Origin of the sequence: Phyllobacterium sp. SL163, assembly GCF_049896885.1 — a bacterium.
Classification (GTDB): domain Bacteria; phylum Pseudomonadota; class Alphaproteobacteria; order Rhizobiales; family Rhizobiaceae; genus Phyllobacterium; species Phyllobacterium calauticae.
Genome location: NZ_JAFCVE010000008.1, coordinates 92,725 through 109,845, shown reverse-complemented (window position 1 = coordinate 109,845; position 17,121 = coordinate 92,725). Strand labels below are relative to the sequence as shown.

At 61.7% G+C, this 17,121-nt stretch carries 15 protein-coding genes; 7 read left to right on the top strand and 8 right to left on the bottom strand.

Annotated features, from left to right (window positions below; genetic code table 11):
• Position 1: 1 nt before the first annotated feature.
• A complete protein-coding gene (locus tag ACP7B1_RS18435) occupies positions 2-979 on the bottom strand; it encodes a glutathione S-transferase family protein (RefSeq protein WP_346307466.1) in 978 nt (325 codons plus the stop codon).
• Positions 980-1,286: 307 nt separating this feature from the next.
• Here ACP7B1_RS18435 and ACP7B1_RS18430 point away from each other — a divergent pair, with 307 nt between their 5' ends.
• On the top strand, positions 1,287-1,799 hold the full coding sequence (locus ACP7B1_RS18430) for a GNAT family N-acetyltransferase (RefSeq protein ID WP_346307465.1): 513 nt from the start codon (positions 1,287-1,289) through the stop codon (positions 1,797-1,799).
• An 8-nt stretch (positions 1,800-1,807) separates the two neighbouring features.
• Here the strand turns inward: ACP7B1_RS18430 and ACP7B1_RS18425 are convergent, their stop codons facing one another.
• From ACP7B1_RS18425 to ACP7B1_RS18410, 4 genes are read right to left on the bottom strand one after another with little or no spacing between them, the layout of a single operon-like run.
• Positions 1,808-3,889, bottom strand: coding sequence for a hypothetical protein (locus ACP7B1_RS18425; protein WP_346307464.1), 2,082 nt, complete (start codon positions 3,887-3,889; stop codon positions 1,808-1,810).
• Between the two features lies 1 nt (position 3,890).
• On the bottom strand, positions 3,891-6,722 hold the full coding sequence (locus ACP7B1_RS18420; RefSeq protein WP_346307463.1) for a DUF4159 domain-containing protein: 2,832 nt from the start codon (positions 6,720-6,722) through the stop codon (positions 3,891-3,893).
• Positions 6,722-7,636, bottom strand: coding sequence for a DUF58 domain-containing protein (locus tag ACP7B1_RS18415; protein ID WP_403183911.1), 915 nt, complete (start codon positions 7,634-7,636; stop codon positions 6,722-6,724). The genes ACP7B1_RS18420 and ACP7B1_RS18415 overlap by 1 nt, the downstream gene beginning before the upstream one ends.
• Positions 7,636-8,643 carry an AAA family ATPase gene (locus tag ACP7B1_RS18410; protein ID WP_403183908.1) on the bottom strand — a complete coding sequence of 336 codons (1,008 nt, stop codon included), beginning with the start codon at positions 8,641-8,643 and terminating at the stop codon, positions 7,636-7,638. Before ACP7B1_RS18410 ends, ACP7B1_RS18415 begins: the two co-directional genes overlap by 1 nt.
• A 134-nt stretch (positions 8,644-8,777) precedes the next feature.
• Here ACP7B1_RS18410 and ACP7B1_RS18405 point away from each other — a divergent pair, with 134 nt between their 5' ends.
• The 3 genes from ACP7B1_RS18405 to ACP7B1_RS18395 are packed head-to-tail and all read left to right on the top strand — an operon-like array spanning position 8,778 to position 11,295.
• On the top strand, positions 8,778-9,386 hold the full coding sequence (locus tag ACP7B1_RS18405; protein ID WP_346306277.1) for a DUF1285 domain-containing protein: 609 nt from the start codon (positions 8,778-8,780) through the stop codon (positions 9,384-9,386).
• Positions 9,383-10,024, top strand: coding sequence for a CoA pyrophosphatase (locus ACP7B1_RS18400; RefSeq protein ID WP_346306278.1), 642 nt, complete (start codon positions 9,383-9,385; stop codon positions 10,022-10,024). Before ACP7B1_RS18405 ends, ACP7B1_RS18400 begins: the two co-directional genes overlap by 4 nt.
• Positions 10,025-10,026: 2 nt before the next feature.
• Positions 10,027-11,295: a CCA tRNA nucleotidyltransferase gene (locus ACP7B1_RS18395; RefSeq protein WP_426137199.1), complete on the top strand. Its 1,269-nt coding sequence runs from the start codon at positions 10,027-10,029 to the stop codon at positions 11,293-11,295.
• Here ACP7B1_RS18395 and ACP7B1_RS18390 read toward each other — a convergent pair.
• The gene (locus ACP7B1_RS18390; RefSeq protein ID WP_105732019.1) at positions 11,292-11,474 is read right to left on the bottom strand and encodes a DUF1059 domain-containing protein; all 183 of its coding nucleotides are present in this window, start codon (positions 11,472-11,474) and stop codon (positions 11,292-11,294) included. The two genes, ACP7B1_RS18395 and ACP7B1_RS18390, sit on opposite strands and share 4 nt — an antisense overlap.
• Before the next feature lie 124 nt (positions 11,475-11,598).
• Positions 11,599-12,513: an oxygen-dependent coproporphyrinogen oxidase gene (hemF, locus tag ACP7B1_RS18385; RefSeq protein ID WP_346306279.1), complete on the bottom strand. Its 915-nt coding sequence runs from the start codon at positions 12,511-12,513 to the stop codon at positions 11,599-11,601.
• Positions 12,514-12,660: 147 nt separating this feature from the next.
• Here hemF and ACP7B1_RS18380 point away from each other — a divergent pair, with 147 nt between their 5' ends.
• The gene (locus ACP7B1_RS18380) at positions 12,661-12,933 is read left to right on the top strand and encodes a hypothetical protein (protein WP_223612567.1); all 273 of its coding nucleotides are present in this window, start codon (positions 12,661-12,663) and stop codon (positions 12,931-12,933) included.
• Positions 12,934-13,171: 238 nt separating this feature from the next.
• Positions 13,172-14,275 (top strand): ABC transporter substrate-binding protein, encoded by a 1,104-nt coding sequence (locus ACP7B1_RS18375; RefSeq protein WP_288192683.1) that lies wholly within the window; start codon positions 13,172-13,174, stop codon positions 14,273-14,275.
• Positions 14,276-14,324: 49 nt separating this feature from the next.
• Here the strand turns inward: ACP7B1_RS18375 and ACP7B1_RS18370 are convergent, their stop codons facing one another.
• Positions 14,325-14,798 carry a tRNA (cytidine(34)-2'-O)-methyltransferase gene (locus ACP7B1_RS18370; protein WP_346306284.1) on the bottom strand — a complete coding sequence of 158 codons (474 nt, stop codon included), beginning with the start codon at positions 14,796-14,798 and terminating at the stop codon, positions 14,325-14,327.
• Positions 14,799-15,208: 410 nt separating this feature from the next.
• Here ACP7B1_RS18370 and ACP7B1_RS18365 point away from each other — a divergent pair, with 410 nt between their 5' ends.
• On the top strand, positions 15,209-17,059 hold the full coding sequence (locus ACP7B1_RS18365; RefSeq protein WP_403183900.1) for an ABC transporter ATP-binding protein: 1,851 nt from the start codon (positions 15,209-15,211) through the stop codon (positions 17,057-17,059).
• Positions 17,060-17,121: the final 62 nt, after the last annotated feature.

Sequence of the window (17,121 nt, the reverse complement as noted above, 5' to 3'; positions counted from 1 at the left end):
TTCAGAACCGGTCGCGGTCGTGGGGGGCGGCAAAATCCAGCTGCGGCCCCTTGGGGACGATGCCCGTCGGGTTGATGGTTTTGTGGCTGCCGTAATAATGCGCCTTGATGTGCAGCATGTTCACGGTCCCGGCCACATCAGGCACCTGATAGAGATCGCGGGTATAGTTGGACAGGTTCGGATAGTCGGCAATGCGCTGCCGGTTGCATTTGAAATGCCCGACATAAACCGGATCGAAGCGCAGCAGGGTGGTGAACAGCCGCCAGTCCGCCTCGGTAACCCGATTGCCCGCGAGATAGCGCTGCCTGCCGAGACGCTCTTCCAGTTGGTCGAGCGTGGCAAACAGCTGGTCGAACGCTTCTCCGTAGGCTTCCTGCGTGGTGGCAAAGCCTGCGCGGTACACGCCATTGTTGATATTGGGATAGACCAGCGCATTGACGGCGTCGATCTCGCCACGCAGGGCTTCGGGGTAGAAATCCCGCGATGCATCGCCAAAGGCATCGAACGCCGTGTTGAGCATGCGGATGATTTCGGAGGACTCGTTCGAAACAATGGTGTTCTGCTGCTTGTCCCACAGAACAGGTACGGTCACGCGGCCGGAATAGGAAGGGTCCGCGCGCGTGTAGATTTCGTGAAGCCGTTTCGAACCGAACAGATGATCCGGTGTGGCTCCATCCACGGCATGGAAGGTCCAGCCTTCGGCGCCCATGAAGTGATCGACGACCGAAACGGAAATGACATCCTCGAGCTTCTTCAACGCGCGAAAGATCAGCGTGCGGTGAGCCCAGGGGCAGGCATAGGAAACATAGAGGTGATAGCGCCCGGCCTCGGCCTTGAAACCGCCCTTGCCGGAAGGGCCGGCAGAGCCATCCGCCGTCACCCAGTTGCGGAACTGCGACTCCGAACGGATGAAGCGCCCGCCGCTGTCCTTGGTGTCATACCACTGGTCGTGCCACTTGCCGTCAATCAGAAGACCCATTTCATACTCCTTGGCGCGTAAACCTGCGTGCAACGGTAACTGCGTTTATTGCCGATTGCCTATACCTAGACACAAATGCCGTCCAAACCACCCCGGTCCAGGTGAACAGAGTGTCACTTTTTGCCATGGACGCGCGAAAATCGGTTTACGGCGGGCGGCTGAGATGCTACGCGGAAAAAAAGGAGACATTTTGTGACAGGATTCCTCTTCATCCGACGATGAAACCCGAACCGGCGCTTGAACAGCGCGGCGGACTTTCCTGTGTTGGCCAAAGGCCATTGTCTACTCCTTTATGAAGATACCCAGCATGCTGACCCATGTCGTGACCTACGCACCGGAAGAACCGGTGCATGACGCTGCCATCGAAGACATCAACAAGGAAGCATTCGGCCCTGGCCGTTTCACCCGTGCCGCCTATCGCATCCGCGAAGGCGGTCCGCATGACAGCACCCTGTCCTTTGTCGCACTGAACGGCGAACATGTCGTGGGGTCGGTGCGGTTGACGCCCATCCTGATCGGCAAGACACCGGCGATGCTGCTCGGTCCGCTGGCGGTCCGGCCGGCCTGGAAGAAGCAGGGCATCGGTGCGGCTCTCATGCGCATGTCCATGGAAGCCGCCCGGCTTGCCGGACACAAGCTTGTCATTCTGGTGGGCGACGAGCCCTATTATGCGCCGTTCGGTTTCCGCCCCATTGTCGGGCATCAGATCGAAATGCCCGCGCCGGTCGAGCCATCGCGGTTCCTTGCCTGCGAACTCACGCCGCGCGCCCTGAAAGACGTGCAGGGCCGGGTGCGGCATGCGGGGATTGACGGTCAGTAGGCCGGTCTTCACCGGCCTTCGCGGTACCACATGCTGCCAAGGACAAGGATCATTGCGGCAAGGCCGAGGAAGCCGGAGAACAGCGGCAGGCGGTTGACGCTTTTCAGCACCGTTTCACTGGTTGGGCGCAAGCCGATCCAGTTGTCGCCGCTGGCACTGGCAAAGCTGCGCGAGGCGACGATGCTGGGCACTTCAATCGATGTCTGGTCTGCGGTTGCCCGCAGGCGGCGGGCACCGCCGCCGGTTTCGCGGGCGAAGCCGTCGAGCTTGGCTGTCGTCGATATGTAATCGGCAAACTCCGGCGCATCGACCGGCCCGACATGGGCCAGCGTCGTCAGATCGCCATTGGCAACCTGAAACAAGCCGATTTCCGTTGTCGGTACCGAGGCGGTGAACACGCCGGGTTCGGTCTCGGTGAGCGGGATGTCCTGTTTCTTGCCGGATGGCGTGATGATGCTGGCCTGCTGGGCGGTCTTCTTCATCGTCTGACGGCGGATTTCCAGATTGCGGCCGCTGCCCGTTGCGGTCAGGGCTTCCTCTTCCAGTTCCGGTTCCTTCATCAGCCAATGGGCAATCCGGCGGTAGAGCGCGGCATGCGGGCCGCCGCCTTCAAAGCCGCGCGCCCACAGCCAGCCCTGATCGGACAGGAACATGCCGACCCGGCCTTCGCCCATACGGTTGAGCACGAGCAACGGCTTGTCGCCGGCATTCATCACCACCGTGCCATCCGGCTTGTTGACATCGATCACGCGGAACCAGCGGCTCCACTGTGGCGGTTCCTGCGTGCTGCCTTCAAGCCCGCGCGTCACGGGATGGCGCTTGCCGTCGTCGCTCAGGCGCGGATAGAAGGCTTTTTCGGTAACGTCGCCCGTCGGCGTAGCCGGCAGGATGGTCAGGAGCGGCGTGTTGGCGATGGAGACGTTGCCGGCATATTCGGGACCGGCGGCAATCAACAATGCGCCGCCCTTCTGCACATAGTCGTTGATGTAGTCGTAATAGAGCAGCGGCAGCACGTCCCGATGCTGATAGCGATCGAAGATGATGAGATCGAACTGGTCGATCTTCTCGACGAACAATTCCCGCGTCGGGAAGGCGATCAGCGACAGTTCATTGATCGGCGTGCTGTCCTGTTTTTCCGGCGGGCGCAGAATGGTGAAGTGGACGAGATCCACAGAAGCATCGGATTTCAGCAGGTTGCGCCATGTGCGCTCGCCATTGTGCGGCTCGCCGGAAACCAGCAGTACTTTCAGGTTCTCGCGGATGCCATCGACCATGGCGACGGCGCGGTTGTTGATTTCGGTCAGCTCATTGGGAACGGCATCGACTGCCAGCTCGACAATATTGACGCCGGCGCGCGGCAGCGTCACCTCAAGCGGCATTTCCTTGCCGATGACGGCATCCTGCGACAATACCTCGTTGCCGTTCACCCGCACGGTGACGCGCGCCCGGCCGCCCTGGGGTTCACCGGCGGCCGTGACCTTGTAGGTCATCTGCTGCGGCTTGCCGGTGATGCCGAAGCGCGGCGCCCGGACAAACTGGATGCGCCGGTCGATCTCGCCCGGCCTGCCGGTGATCAGGCCATGGATCGGCGCGTTGAAACCCAGCGCCGCAACATTGTTCGGGATATCGTGGATCTGCCCGTCGGTGATCATGATGGCGCCGCCGATGCGCGAGGGCGGAACATCGCGGAATGCACCGTTCATGGCCTGGAACAGCCGCGTGGCCGTGGCATCGTCGGTTTCGCTGGCGCGGTTGGTCTCGACGGTCCGCACCTCGAACTGCGGCAGGCGCGCCAGCGCGGCCTGGACCTGCTTGAGCGCCTCGGTCGTATCGGCGGTGCGGTCGCCGATATCCTGGCTCTGGCTGCGGTCGGCGATCACGGCGACGACGCTTTTGAGCGGCTCGCGTTCCTCGTTGATGACAACGGGATTGAACAGGGCCATGGCGAGCGCGGCCACGGCGAGAAGACGGATCACGCTGCCACGCTGGCGCAGGTACAGGCCTGCCAATGCTAGCGCCAGCAGAGGCAGGAGCAGCAAGGCCAGCAGCGGGGTCGACAGCAGGGGCTGGAAATCGAGGGAGAGATACATGTCAGTTCGCCAGCCGCTTCAGGAGATCGGGCACGTGCACCTGATCGGATTTGTAGTTGCCGGTCAGCATGTACATGACGATGTTGATGCCCGCGCGATAGGCGAGAACCCGCTGATCCGGGTCATTGGGGATCGTCGGGAGCAGGGGAGCGCCGCTGGCGTTGACGGCCCAGGCGCCCGCGAGATCATTGCCGGTTATCATGATGGGCGAAACGCCGTCGCCGACCCGCACCGGGCGGTCCTTGTTGGCTTCGGGTGCCTGCGAGGCCTGCACCCACAGCTGGCTGCCGCGGAACCGGCCGGGAAAATCCTGCAGGATATAGAAGGCCTTGGTCAGCACATGGTCATTGGGGACCGGTTCCAGCGCCGGTATGTTCATGCCGGAAAGAATGTCGCGCAAGCGCGCATTGGCCGGTGTCGAGCTGTTGTCAAAGCTGATGGCGGCGGCATCCTGATCGCGCGTGTCGAACAGAACGGTTCCGCCCTGCTGCATATAGGCGTCGATCTTGGCAATCGCGGCCTGCGACGGCATTTTGGCCGCGGGGTCGACGGGCCAGTAGATCAGCGGAAAGAAGGCGAGCTCATCGGTTTCAGGGTTGACGCCTATGGGCTCGCCGGGCTCCAGCGCCGTGCTGTCGGCAAGTGCCCTGGAAAGCCCGAAAAGGCCCGCCTTGCTGATGTCGTCAACGGCACGATCCCCGGTGATGATATAGGCGAGGTGCGTGGCATTGACCGCGTCCAGGATCGTCTGGTCGCCCGGTTTGCTGTCGTTCTGCTGGGCATGGGCTGGAGAGGGGCCGAATGCCAGGATGGCGGGAATGAGCAGGATCGCCAGGGAGGCGGCGGTAACCGTCTTGAAGCGGCGGCGCAAATGCCCGCCAAGCCAGAGAATGGCAAGCGCGTCGAGTGCCAGCAGCAGGGCGGCGAGCCCGAAGAGCGGGCCACGCAGCGGCACCGATTCATCGACGGCATAGCGTGCCGTGGTCACGGGAATGGCAAGCTCGGGACGGACCAGAGGCTTGATAACGCTGTCCGGCTTGAAAAGGTTGAGGGCAGTCATGGAATCCTCAACGCCATAAAAGCCGGGCGGATTGTCAAAGCTCACCATGCCGGTTTCGCCCGGCTTGAGGATAAGCGGTTTGGCATCCGCACCCGGAGGGGTCAAAGCCCCTTCGGCGTTCAATGTTAGATAGGGCGGAAAGGCGCGGGAAGCCCCAGCGCCGTTTTCCTGCGGCGACGGTCCGGTGTTGCGCGACAGGGTAACGATGCGGTGCAGCATGTCGACAAAACTGCCGCTGATCGGCAGGTTCGACCATGTGGCTTCCGGCGTGACGTGGAAGAGGACGAGCTGGCCGCGCCCGCGGGTCTCGCCCGTCACCAGTGGCGTGCCGTCGGCAAGATTGGCCCAGCTCTTCTCGAAGAGGTCGATGGCGGGCTCCGCCAGAACCTGGCGGTTGACGGTGACATCCTGCGGCGTCGGCAGCCCGGCAAACGGACCCGTATCCGGGAATGCGGCAACCGGCTGGGATTCCTTCCACGACAGGGCGCCGCCCAGGGAACGTTCGCCCTTGCGCAGGTTGACCGGCAGAAGCGGGTCGTGCTCGCTGTTGCCCGCAAGGCGTGGCCCGGCAAAGCGGATCAGTGTCCCGCCCTTGGCGACCCAGTCCACCATGGCCTGTTCGGTCTCGCCGGGCAGTTTGCCGATATCGGCCATGATGATGACGGACGGCTTCTGTTCCAGAAGTTCCGGAATGGCCTTGATCAGCTCCGCGTTGCGTGGCCGCAGGAGATCGGCGAAGGGCTCAAGCGCGCGCGAAATGTAGTAGAGCGGCGACAGCAGCGGCTGCGACTGATCCGCTTCGGAACCGGACAGCAGGGCGACGCGGCGGCGCTTGTTGTTGTCGTCGACAAGGAACGTGGCGCCCGCATGCGGGGCATTGTCGATGCGCAGGCTGTGAAAGTCGTTGCGCAGTTCGTAGGGCGCCGCGATGACGGCTTCGCCGGTCGCTTCATTGGCCCGGAAAACCAGTCCGGTTTCGGCGATACGGCGGCCCTTTTCATCATAGGCGCCGATGGTGATGCCGCCCGAGGCGCGGCTGTCATCGGAACGCACGGCGTGGACCGTGAGCCCGTTCGCATTGTTCTCCACCTGCCGTATGGCAGAAAGGGCCGCGATCGACGGCTGATACCAGATCACCGAGGCGATCCCGCTCCCTTCCATGGATTTGATGGCCGTCGCCGCCTGCGGGGTGTCGACACCGTCGTTGAGATAGGCGACGCGCACGCCTTTGACATTGGCAAGGACGGCCTTCAGCCGGTCGAAGGCTGCCCCGCGGTTGACGGGAATCGGCCGGACATTCAGCGCGCGCAGCCGCTCAAGCGCGGTTGCAGCATCGAACGGGCCAACATCGGCATTCAGTTTCTCGGCCGTACCCAGGATATAGATCAGCGCGCCGGAGGCATTGGCATCGGCGATGAGCCGTTCTGCCGTTTCCTTGCGGGCGGTCCATTCCTCATTGGAGGACCAGCCATTGTCGAGCACGATGGCGACCGGCTCCTTGCCGCTCAAGGTCTCGGCGCGCGGATTCCAGACGGGTTCGGCGAGCGCCAGAATGACGAGCGCAGCCAGCACAAGCCGCAGCAGCGTCAGCCACCACGGGCTGCGGTCCGGCGTTTCCTCTTTCTTGAGGATCTGGGCCAGAATTTTCAGCGGCGGGAAGGATTCCCGGACCGGCCGCGGCGGCGTTGCCCGCAGCAGCCACCAGATGACAGGCAGGGCCAGAAGGCCGAAAAGGATTGCCGGTGCACCGAGGGCAAGGGGAAAGGCACCCATCATAGGCCCGTCCTCTGATACCCGGCATCGGCGGTCATGTTCAGATGCACGGAAACCAGCGCTTCGGAGGCAAGACGGTCGGTGCGGTTGGCGGTGTAGCTCCAGCCGATCCGGCGGCAATAGGCGCTGAGTGTTTCACGCCGTGCAAGGAACAGGCGCTTGTATTCCTCGGCATAGTCCTGCGCCCGGCCGACGGTCAGCATCGCGCCGGATTCCGGATCGACGAATTCCGTGCGCCGCTTGTAGGGGAAATCCGCTTCGGCCGGATCGTAGATTTCGACCAGATGCGCGCGGGCGCCGCGCTGGGCAATCTGCTCGAGCAGGGCAAGGGTCTCGCTGACCGGCTCGAGAAAATCGCTGACCAGCACCACATCGGAAAAGCGCCGGACCTTGCTGAAATCCGGTTGCTTCGGCAGATCGATGACATGCGAGAGCGCAACCGCCAACCGCTCCGCGCCATTGGCGGCGGAGGTCGGATCGGTCACGTCGGGAAAGGCGATGCGCTCGCCGCTGCGCGACAAAAGTTCGGCCAATGCTAGGGTAAGCACAAGCGCGCGCGATTCCTTCGACACCTGCGCCATATCCGATTTGTAGAGCATGGAGGCCGAGGAATCGGCCCACAGCCAGACCGTATGGGCGGCTTCCCATTCCTGATCCCTGACATAGGTGCGGTCATCGCGCGCCGAACGGCGCCAGTCGATGCGCGCGATGGCTTCGCCGTCCGTGTAGGGCCGGAACTGCCAGAACGTCTCGCCGACGCCGCTCTTGCGGCGGCCATGCCAGCCGGTATTCGTGGTGTTGGCAATGCGGCGGGCTTCGACCAGAAGATCGGGCAACAACGCGGCGCGCTGGCGTGCACGCGCCAGCGCCTCGCGTGTCGCGGTCTTCTGGACCTGCGCGCCGATGGCTGCCATCAGAGTGCGGCCTTGGTCAGATTGGCGATGACCTCGCGCACATTCATGCCGTCGGCGCGCGCGGCGAAGGTCAGTGCCATGCGGTGCTGCAGAACCGGCTCGGCCAGCGCCCTGACATCGTCAATCGACGGCGCGAGACGCCCGTCATAGAGCGCGCGGGCGCGGGCGCACAGCATCAGCGCCTGGCTCGCACGGGGGCCGGGGCCCCAGGCGATGAATTTTTGCGCGATATCGTTGTCCGCACCGGGGCGGGCCGAACGCACGAGCTTGAGGATGGCCTCGACAACGCCTTCCGCCACGGGAATCCGGCGGATCAGCTGCTGCATTTCGCGCAGGCGCTCGGCAGTGATGGTCTTGGCCGCCCGGGCTTCCGAGGTGCCGGTGGTTTCGAGAAGGACGCGGCGCTCCGCCTCCAGCTCCGGATAAAGGATATCGATCTGCATGAGAAAGCGGTCAAGCTGCGCCTCGGGCAGGGGATAGGTGCCTTCCTGCTCCAGCGGATTTTGCGTCGCCAGTACATGGAACGGCGCGGGCAGGTCGTGCCGTTCACCGGCAACGGTTACATGGTATTCCTGCATGGACTGGAGCAGGGCCGACTGGGTGCGCGGCGAGGCGCGGTTGATTTCGTCGGCCATCAGCAGCTGCGCGAAGATCGGGCCTTTGACATAGCGGAACGAGCGTTTGCCGTGATCGTCCTGTTCCATGACTTCCGAGCCGATAATGTCCGACGGCATCAGGTCGGGCGTGAACTGCACGCGGCGCTCGTCGAGGCCAAGCACCGTGCCGAGGGTTTCGACCAGCTTGGTCTTGGCAAGGCCGGGAACGCCGACGAGCAGGGCATGGCCGCCGGCAAGCAGCGCGACGAGCGTGCGCTCGATCACGCTTTCCTGGCCGAAGATGACAGTGCCGACGGCAGCGCGTACCCTGGAGATATCGGCCAGAGCCTTTTCGGCCTCTGCGATCATGGCCTTCGGATCGGACGGTTCCCCGGTTTTGATGATTGTCATGGTTTACCTCGTCTCTGGCCTGCGGAGCTGGTTTATGGTCAGCTTCACACTTAAATGAGTCTAGATCACTATGACATGCAGACAAGCGGTTTAACGGTGACTATTTCGTGACGAATGAACAAAAAGGTCTTGGTATGGCACAGTCAGAGGGCACGTTGCGCGATGCGGCAGGGCTTGAAGCGCTGATTTCGCGCGCCGCGGCGCAAGGCAAGGGCTTGCCGCCGGTGGAAAAGTGGAACCCCGACTTCTGCGGCGATCTCGATATGGAGATCAAGGCTGATGGCACCTGGTTCTACATGGGAACACCCATCGGCCGCGCACCGCTGGTCCGGCTGTTCTCCACGGTGCTGCGCCGGGATGCCGATGGCAAGACCTATCTGGTCACGCCCGTCGAGAAAGTCGGTATCCGCGTCGAGGATGCGCCCTTCCTTGGTGTCGAGCTTAATGTATCGGGCGAGGGCGCCGATCAGGTCATGACCTTCCGCACCAATGTCGGCGATATCGTCGAGGCTAATGCCGACAATCCCCTGCGCTTTGTCATCGATCCGGCCAATGGCGGGCTTAAGCCCTATGTGCTGGTGCGCGGACGGCTGGAAGCGCTGCTGGCCCGCCCGGTCATGTACGAACTGGTCAGCCATGGCGAAGATATCGTCGTCGGCGGCAAATCCATGTTTGCCGTGCGTTCCGGCGGTACGGTCTTTCCGATCATGCCGTCGGGCGAACTGGAAGAGCAAAGCCTATGAACCAGACAGTATTGAGGGATGACGGCTTTTCCGCCCGGGCCTTTGCGCAGCGCGTCGCGGCGAAGGGCCATGAGACGCTGAGCATCGATCATGGCGACCACCTGCTCAATCCCGACCTCGATGCCCTGATCGCGGCGACCAAACTGCGCGAGGCGGCGGTGCTGATCCCCATCGTCGATCACGGGGATGAAGCGGGCGTCATTCTCACACTGCGCAATGCCAACATGCGCAAGCATTCGGGCCAGGTGGCGTTTCCCGGCGGCGCCATCGATCCGGAAGACGATTTCCAGCCGGAAAAGGCGGCGCTGCGGGAAGCGCATGAGGAGATCGGTCTGGAAGGGCGGCATGTCGAGCTGCTCGGCCGTCTGCCGCGCTATCTCACCACGACGGGCTATTCCATCACCCCGGTGCTTGGGCTCGTTCATCCGCCCTTCGACCTGACGCCCAATCCGGATGAGGTCGCCGATGTGTTCGAAGTGCCATTGTCCTTTCTGATGAATCCTGCCAACCACCGCAGGGAAAGCCGGATATGGCAGGACAAGGAACGCTTCTATTATACGATGCCGTTCGGCGACCGCTTCATCTGGGGCGTTACGGCGGGCATCATCCGCACACTTTATGAAAGGCTCTATTCTTGAGCATGACAGTATCGATTGCCGGCAAGGCCCCATGGCTGAAGAACGAGGCTTTGCAAAGGCTGCTCGCCGCCCTTTCCGCCGATGGCGAGGGCGCGCGCATTGTCGGCGGCGCGGTGCGCAATGCGCTCCTCGGGCAGGAGGTGTCCGATCTCGATATCGCAACCACCTGTGTGCCGGATGAAACGATTCACCGGGCGCAGGCGGCGGGGTTCAAGACCGTGCCGACCGGTATCAGCCATGGCACGGTGACCGTTGTCGCCGACAAGCGGCCGTTCGAGGTGACCACGCTGCGCGCCGATGTCGAGACTGACGGGCGCCATGCAGCCGTAGCCTTCGGCCGCGACTGGCAGGTCGATGCGGACCGGCGCGATTTCACCATCAATGCGCTCTACGTCGAAGCGGATGGCACGATCGTCGATCTGGTCGGCGGTCTTGCCGATATTGAAAGCCGGACCCTGCGCTTCATCGGCGATGCGGAACAGCGCATCCGCGAGGATTACCTGCGCATCCTGCGCTTCTTCCGGTTTTTTGCCTGGTATGGCCATGGCCGTCCAGAGAGCGAAGGCCTGAAGGCCTGTGCCCGCCTGAAGGACGGTCTGGCACAGCTGTCGGCGGAGCGCATCTGGTCGGAGCTGAAGAAGATGCTGGCGGCGCCGGATCCTTCGCGCGCCCTGCTGTGGATGCGTCAGGCGGGCGTGCTGACCGCGGTTCTGCCCGAGAGCGAGAAATGGGGCATCGATGCGATCCACGGTCTCGTCAAAACGGAAAAGGAACTTGGCTGGCCGGCTGATCCGCTGCTGCGCCTTGCCAGCATGATCCCGCCCGATGCGGAGCGCATCCATGCCATGGCGGTGCGCCTCAAGCTTTCCAATCAGGAGCGCGAGCGGCTGGAAGCCTGGGCTGGTGCCGTCCTGCCCAATGCCGAAATTTCCGAGGCGGGTTTTGCCAAGCGGCTTTATCGCAGCGACCGGCAGGGCATGATGGACCGCCTGCGCCTTGCGCTGGTTTCAGCGCGCATGGAAGCGCTCAACGACAATGCCGCCATGATGCGTGCCGGTCATCTGTCAAAATTGCTGGAATTTGCCGGACAGTATGAGAAGCCCAAATTCCCCGTTTCCGGCGGCGATCTCATCGCTGCCGGTCTGGAAAAGGGCCCCGACGTGGGCAAGCTGCACCGCGCGCTCGAGGATGCTTGGATTGACTCGGGCTTTAAGCTGGACCGTGATGAACTGCTTGCCAGAATTCCCGACCTGACAGGAAAGCCTGTCTAAGCAGCCTTGCCCTTTTCAGGCTGGATATTGGCCTTGATCGTTTCGAGCATGGCTTCGCGGATGGCCGTTTCGCCGTGGGTTTCGCGAAGGTGCTCGGTGGCGCGGCGGATGATCTCGGCTTCGGTGTCGTGACGGGTATGCCACTGGCAACCGGGAACGATGCAATGAAGTTCTTTCATGGCCTTTTCTCCCTGTTGTGGGCCCGGTGCGACGCGAGCCCTCTCCATCGAGATACGGCTTCAGATACCGTACCGGCAGCACCATAACGCATGAAAGCCGGGATTGATCCCTGAAAAAATCACATCACGGCCATTTGACCGTTGGCGGCATGGACGAAAGGATCGAATCCACGTTGCCGCCGGTCTTCAGGCCGAAGATCGTGCCGCGGTCGTAGAGCAGGTTGAATTCAACGTAGCGTCCGCGCCGGACCAGCTGTTCCTGCCGGTCTTCGGAACTCCAGTCCCGGTTGAAATTCTGCCGGACGAGATAGGGGTAGACCACCGAAAAGGCCCGGCCGACGTCGCGGGTGAAGGCAAAGTCGGCATCCCAGCCGCCATTTTCGTCGGAAGAATGCAGCCAGTCATAGAAAATGCCGCCCGTGCCGCGCGGCTCCTTGCGGTGCGGCAGATAAAAATACTCGTCGCACCAGTCCTTGAATTTCTCGTGGTTGGCGACCGCCGCATGCTTGTCGCAGACGAATTTCATCGCCTTGTGGAAGGCGGCGGTATCCGGGTCTTCCTGTGTCCGTTTGCGGTCGAGAACCGGCGTCAGGTCAGCGCCGCCGCCGAACCACTGGCGGGTGGTGACAACCATGCGCGTGTTCATGTGCACTGCCGGGACGAACGGGTTCTGCGGATGGGCAATCAGCGAGATGCCCGAGGCCCAGAAGCGCGGATCTTCATCCGCACCGGGTATCTGCTTACGGAATTCCTGGGAAAATTCGCCATGGACGGTGGAGGTGTGAACCCCGACCTTCTCGAAGACCCGGCCATGCATGATGGACATGATCCCGCCGCCGCCATTGCCTTCGTCGCGCTGCCATGGCGTCTGTATGAAACGGCCCGCCGGCCGGTCGGAGAGAGGGCCTTCCAGATCGTCCTCGAGTTGCTCGAAACTGGCGCAAATCTTGTCGCGCAATTCGGCAAACCACGCGGTGGCGGCTGTCTTCTTGTCTTCAAGTGCTTCGGGCAGGATGGCGGGAATATCCGGGCGGTCCATATTAGCGAATCCTTCTTGCTGTATACTTTATCACATCCGGGGCGCGGCAAAGGAAGGTGGTGTTTGGGCTATCCCAAAAAAATGACTCGTTTTCGGGGCGGGGTTTGATCTACTCTCTGCCGTACAGGGTTCAGGAAGGGATGCAAAATGGTCTCCAAAGTACCCAGGACACACTTTCCCAAGCCGCCGCTCGACGGCTTGCGCAAGCAGCTGAAGGAAAGCCGGGGCGAAGCCCCCCGGCAGCGTGGCGCATTCATCCGCGAGAGCTTCCGCCTGCCGCGTCTTGCCGCCCGGGAGAAGGCGAAGGAGTGGTTCGACCAATACCCGAAAGCAGCCTACTGGACGGAAATCGAAAGCTGGTACGAACGGCCTGGCGACATCATCGAATTCACCATGCGCCGTTTGCCCAATGCCGACTAAAATCGGCTGAAAAGACCGCTGCGCGTGCGGAAATCTCGAATTTCCAGGAAAAACCGGCGTGAATTGTCAACAACCGAACACTTTTCTTCATAAATGGCATCAAATTATTTCAATGATGGATTCAGGATTGTCATGAATCGTGGCTGACAGCCTGCCATAAAGACAGTAGAACTTTTTGCAGCGCCGGAGAATCTTCCGGCCGCGCAATCCGCGCAATAAAAAATTCAAGGAGGACACTATGCGCTTATCGTTGATCTCTGGCGTGGCGTTGACGGCTGTCATGGCGATGACTTCATTCGCCCGTGCTGACATCGTCATCGGCAACATCGCGCCTGTAACCGGCCCTGTGGCTGCCTATGGCATGCAGGTGAAGAACGGTGTTGCTGCGGCTGCGGAAGCCATCAATGCCGAAGGCGGCATCAAGGGCGAGAAGATCGTCATCAAGCTTTTCGATGATGCCGGTGAGCCGAAGCAGGGTGTGTCGGTTGCCAACCAGGTGGTCGGCGAAGGCATCAAGTTCGTGGTCGGCCCGGTCACATCAGGTGTTTCGATGCCGGTTTCCGATGTACTGGCTGAAAACGGCATCCTGATGATCACCCCGACCTCCACCACGCCGGATCTGACGACGCGTGGCCTGGACACCGTGTTCCGCACCTGCGGCCGCGATGACCAGCAGGCTGAAGTTGCTGCCCAGTACATTCTCAAGCACTACAAGGATAAGCGCGTCGCGGTTGTCTATGACAAGAACACCTATGGCACGGGTCTGGCCAACAATCTGAAGGCAACGCTCAACAAGGGCGGCGTCAAGGAAGTTGTCGATCAGGGCATCAATGCCGGTGAAAAGGACTACAGCGCGCTCATTACCCGCCTGAAGTCGGAAAAAGCCGACGTGATCTATTTCGGCGGTTACCATCCGGAAGGCGGCCTGATTGCCCGCCAGCTTGCGGATCAGGGCATCAAGGCCCAGATCATCGGTGCCGAAGGCCTGTCGAACACGGAATATTGGGCCATTGGCGGCGCTGCCGCTGCCGGTACGCTGTTCACCAACAGTGCCGATCCGACAAAGAACCCATCCGCTGCGAAGATCATGGAAGCTTTGAAGGCCAAGAACATTCCGGCTGAAGCCTTCACGCTCAATGCCTATGCGGCGCTGCAGGTCATCAAGGCCGGCATTGAAAAGGCCGGCTCCGCCGATCCGGCAGCGGTTGCTGCGGCACTGCATTCCGGCGCACCGGTTTCGACCGTCGTCGGCGACCTGACCTATGCAAAGACCGGCGATCTGACGACGCCGACCTTCGTTCTCTACAAGTGGGAAGACGGCAAGGCAGCCGAAGTCAAGTAAGCTTCCTGTCAGGTGAATGAGGACGCCGGTCAGAAATGGCCGGCGTTTTTCATGCGGGCAGCGAGAACTGCCGCAAGGCTTCACCGGTGGCGATGGCCGCGGACAGTGCCAGGTTGAGCGACCGCGCCCCCGGCACCATCGGGATGATCAATCTGGCATCGGCCGACTGGTGCACCTCATCCGGCACGCCGGCCGATTCGCGTCCAAGCAGCAGGATGTCGCCCTGTCGAAAGGTGAATTGCGTGTAGGGCACAGCCGCCTTGGTGGAAAACAGCAGCAGGCGGCGCTGTTCGCCCTGGCGCCAGTTCTGGAAGTGCTGCCAGTCGGCATGGCGGGTGAGCGCGGCCTGTTCGAGGTAATCCATCCCGGCGCGTTTGAGCGACCGGTCGGACACGTCGAAGCCCGCGGGCTCGATGAGATCGACCCCGATCCCGAAACAGGCGGCCATGCGCAGGATCGTGCCGGTATTGCCCGGAATATCCGGCTGGTAGAGCGCAATGCGCAGGTCGGGTTTGTTTTCAATCACAACCGGTGGGCTCCGTTGGCAATATTTTGCTCAGGCGCATGTATTTCCTGAGAATAGGCTCTCGCTTTTTCCGTTCATAATAGGTATAGGGTTTCGACCGCAACGCTAACTTTGCCAACACAAACTTTGGAGGTGTCGATGACTGAATTTTTCCGACTTCTTCCAAACCGGATGGTTTCTCCCGATGAAGCCGTGCCCGGTGTCGTTGGCGGTCTTGTGTCTGTTCTTTCCGCGTAGTTTTCTTCCCTGACACAAGTCGCAATCGTCCCATGGTTGGCGTTTGCATGTTTGTCTTTCTCTGTTTCCATCATGCTCCGGCAACCCAAGCGCAGTAACCGCCACGCTGCGTCGGAATCATTTTCGTCTCGCGCGTCATGCCGAGACCGTCGCCCGAAAGAGGTTTGATAATGTTTCGCTGGTTTGAAAAAAGGCTTGAGGCGTTTCCATCCGCCGAGCCCGGTGAGCCACCCAAGACACTGGTTGCATTCTGTTTGCACTACACGCGCGGCGTCTGGCCATGGCTCGCCGTCATGGCGGTGTGCACGGCGTCGATCGCCGTCCTTGAAGTGTCGATGTATGCATTCATGGGCAATGTCGTCGACTGGCTGTCCAACCAGTCGCGTGAAACCTTCATTGCGCAGGAAGGCTGGAAGCTGGCACTGCTTGCCGGTGTCGTGCTGATCGTCATGCCCGGCATCGTGCTGCTCGATTCGCTGGTCATTCACCAGACCCTGTTGAGCAATTACCCCATGCGCATCCGCTGGATGGTGCATCGCTATGTCGTCCGCCAGTCCATGACGTTCTTCCAGGACGAGTTTGCCGGGCGGATTTCCACCAAGCTGATGCAGACATCGCTCGCCGTGCGCGAGGCGGTGATGAAGCTGCTCGACGTCCTGAACTATGTGATCGTCTATTTCAGCGGCACGCTCATCATCGCCGCCGCTGCGGATCTGCGTCTCATGGTGCCGTTCCTGATCTGGCTGGCCGCCTATGTCGGGCTGATGTGGTATTTCATCCCGAAGCTGCAGGTGGCATCCAAGGCGCAGGCAGATTCGCGCTCATCCATGACCGGCCGCATCGTCGACAGCTATACGAACATTGCCACGGTCAAGCTCTTCTCCCATTCCAAGCGGGAAGAGAACTATGCCCGCGAGGGAATGGAGGAGTTCCTGTCCACCGCCTATAGGCAGATGCGCATGGTGACGGGATTCCATGTCATGCTCTATGCGATGAACTGCCTTCTGTTGTTCTCGGTGAGCAGCATTGCGATCTGGCTGTGGCTGGGTTCGGCCATCTCCGTTGGCGCCGTGGCGGTGGGCATCGGCCTTGTGCTGCGTCTCAACGGCATGTCGCAATGGATCATGTGGGAAATGTCGGCGCTGTTCGAGAATATCGGAACAGTGGAAGACGGCATTACCTCCATCTCGCTGCCGCGCCTTGTCACCGATGTCCCCAATGCGCCAGAACTGGCCGTCAGCGCCGGTGCGATCCGCTTCGAAGCCATCGGTTTCCACTACGGCAAGGGGGCGGGCGTCATCGACAGGCTGTCCCTCGACATTCGCCCGGGCGAAAAGATCGGGCTGGTCGGACGGTCGGGTGCGGGCAAGTCGACGCTCGTCAACCTGCTCCTGCGGTTCTACGATCTGGAGAGCGGCCGTATCACCATCGATGGCCAGGACATCGCCAAGGTGAAGCAGGACTCGCTGCGCGAGCATATCGGCATGATCACGCAGGATACCTCGCTGCTGCACCGCTCCATCCGCGACAATGTGCTGTACGGCAAGCCCGATGCCTCCGAGGAACTGATGCGCCAGGCCGTGCAGAATGCGCAGGCGGAGACATTCATCGAAGCGGCGTCCGATCCCAAGGGACGGCGCGGGTTCGATGCGCATGTGGGCGAGCGGGGCGTCAAGCTCTCGGGCGGCCAGCGCCAGCGTATCGCCATTGCCCGGGTCATGCTGAAGGACGCGCCGATTCTCATCATGGACGAGGCAACCTCCGCGCTTGATTCGGAAGTGGAAGCGGCCATCCAGGACAATCTTTACCGGCTGATGCAGGGAAAGACGGTCATTGCCATCGCGCACCGCCTCTCCACCATTGCGGCGCTCGACCGTCTCGTGGTGATGGACAAGGGCAGGATCGTGGAGAGCGGCAGCCATGAGGAACTGATTGCCGCCGACGGCATCTACGCCAACCTCTGGGCCCGGCAGTCCGGTGGCTTCCTCGGGCTGGATGACGAGCAGGAAGCGGCGGAATAGCTGCCTTCAACAGTCACACTGCACCAATGCTTCCCGGTTCCGCCGGGGAGCATTTTTCTTTG

Excerpts from the sequence above, each read along its gene's own strand:
- ACP7B1_RS18435 (WP_346307466.1), bottom strand. The coding sequence starts at position 979 with ATGGGTCTTCTGATTGACGGCAAGTGGCACGACCAGTGGTATGACACC.
- ACP7B1_RS18430 (WP_346307465.1), top strand. The coding sequence starts at position 1,287 with ATGCTGACCCATGTCGTGACCTACGCACCGGAAGAACCGGTGCATGAC.
- ACP7B1_RS18425 (WP_346307464.1), bottom strand. The coding sequence starts at position 3,889 with ATGTATCTCTCCCTCGATTTCCAGCCCCTGCTGTCGACCCCGCTGCTG.
- ACP7B1_RS18420 (WP_346307463.1), bottom strand. The coding sequence starts at position 6,722 with ATGGGTGCCTTTCCCCTTGCCCTCGGTGCACCGGCAATCCTTTTCGGC.
- ACP7B1_RS18415 (WP_403183911.1), bottom strand. The coding sequence starts at position 7,636 with ATGGCAGCCATCGGCGCGCAGGTCCAGAAGACCGCGACACGCGAGGCG.
- ACP7B1_RS18410 (WP_403183908.1), bottom strand. The coding sequence starts at position 8,643 with ATGACAATCATCAAAACCGGGGAACCGTCCGATCCGAAGGCCATGATC.
- ACP7B1_RS18405 (WP_346306277.1), top strand. The coding sequence starts at position 8,778 with ATGGCACAGTCAGAGGGCACGTTGCGCGATGCGGCAGGGCTTGAAGCG.
- ACP7B1_RS18400 (WP_346306278.1), top strand. The coding sequence starts at position 9,383 with ATGAACCAGACAGTATTGAGGGATGACGGCTTTTCCGCCCGGGCCTTT.
- ACP7B1_RS18395 (WP_426137199.1), top strand. The coding sequence starts at position 10,027 with ATGACAGTATCGATTGCCGGCAAGGCCCCATGGCTGAAGAACGAGGCT.
- ACP7B1_RS18390 (WP_105732019.1), bottom strand. The coding sequence starts at position 11,474 with ATGAAAGAACTTCATTGCATCGTTCCCGGTTGCCAGTGGCATACCCGT.
- hemF (WP_346306279.1), bottom strand. The coding sequence starts at position 12,513 with ATGGACCGCCCGGATATTCCCGCCATCCTGCCCGAAGCACTTGAAGAC.
- ACP7B1_RS18380 (WP_223612567.1), top strand. The coding sequence starts at position 12,661 with ATGGTCTCCAAAGTACCCAGGACACACTTTCCCAAGCCGCCGCTCGAC.
- ACP7B1_RS18375 (WP_288192683.1), top strand. The coding sequence starts at position 13,172 with ATGCGCTTATCGTTGATCTCTGGCGTGGCGTTGACGGCTGTCATGGCG.
- ACP7B1_RS18365 (WP_403183900.1), top strand. The coding sequence starts at position 15,209 with ATGTTTCGCTGGTTTGAAAAAAGGCTTGAGGCGTTTCCATCCGCCGAG.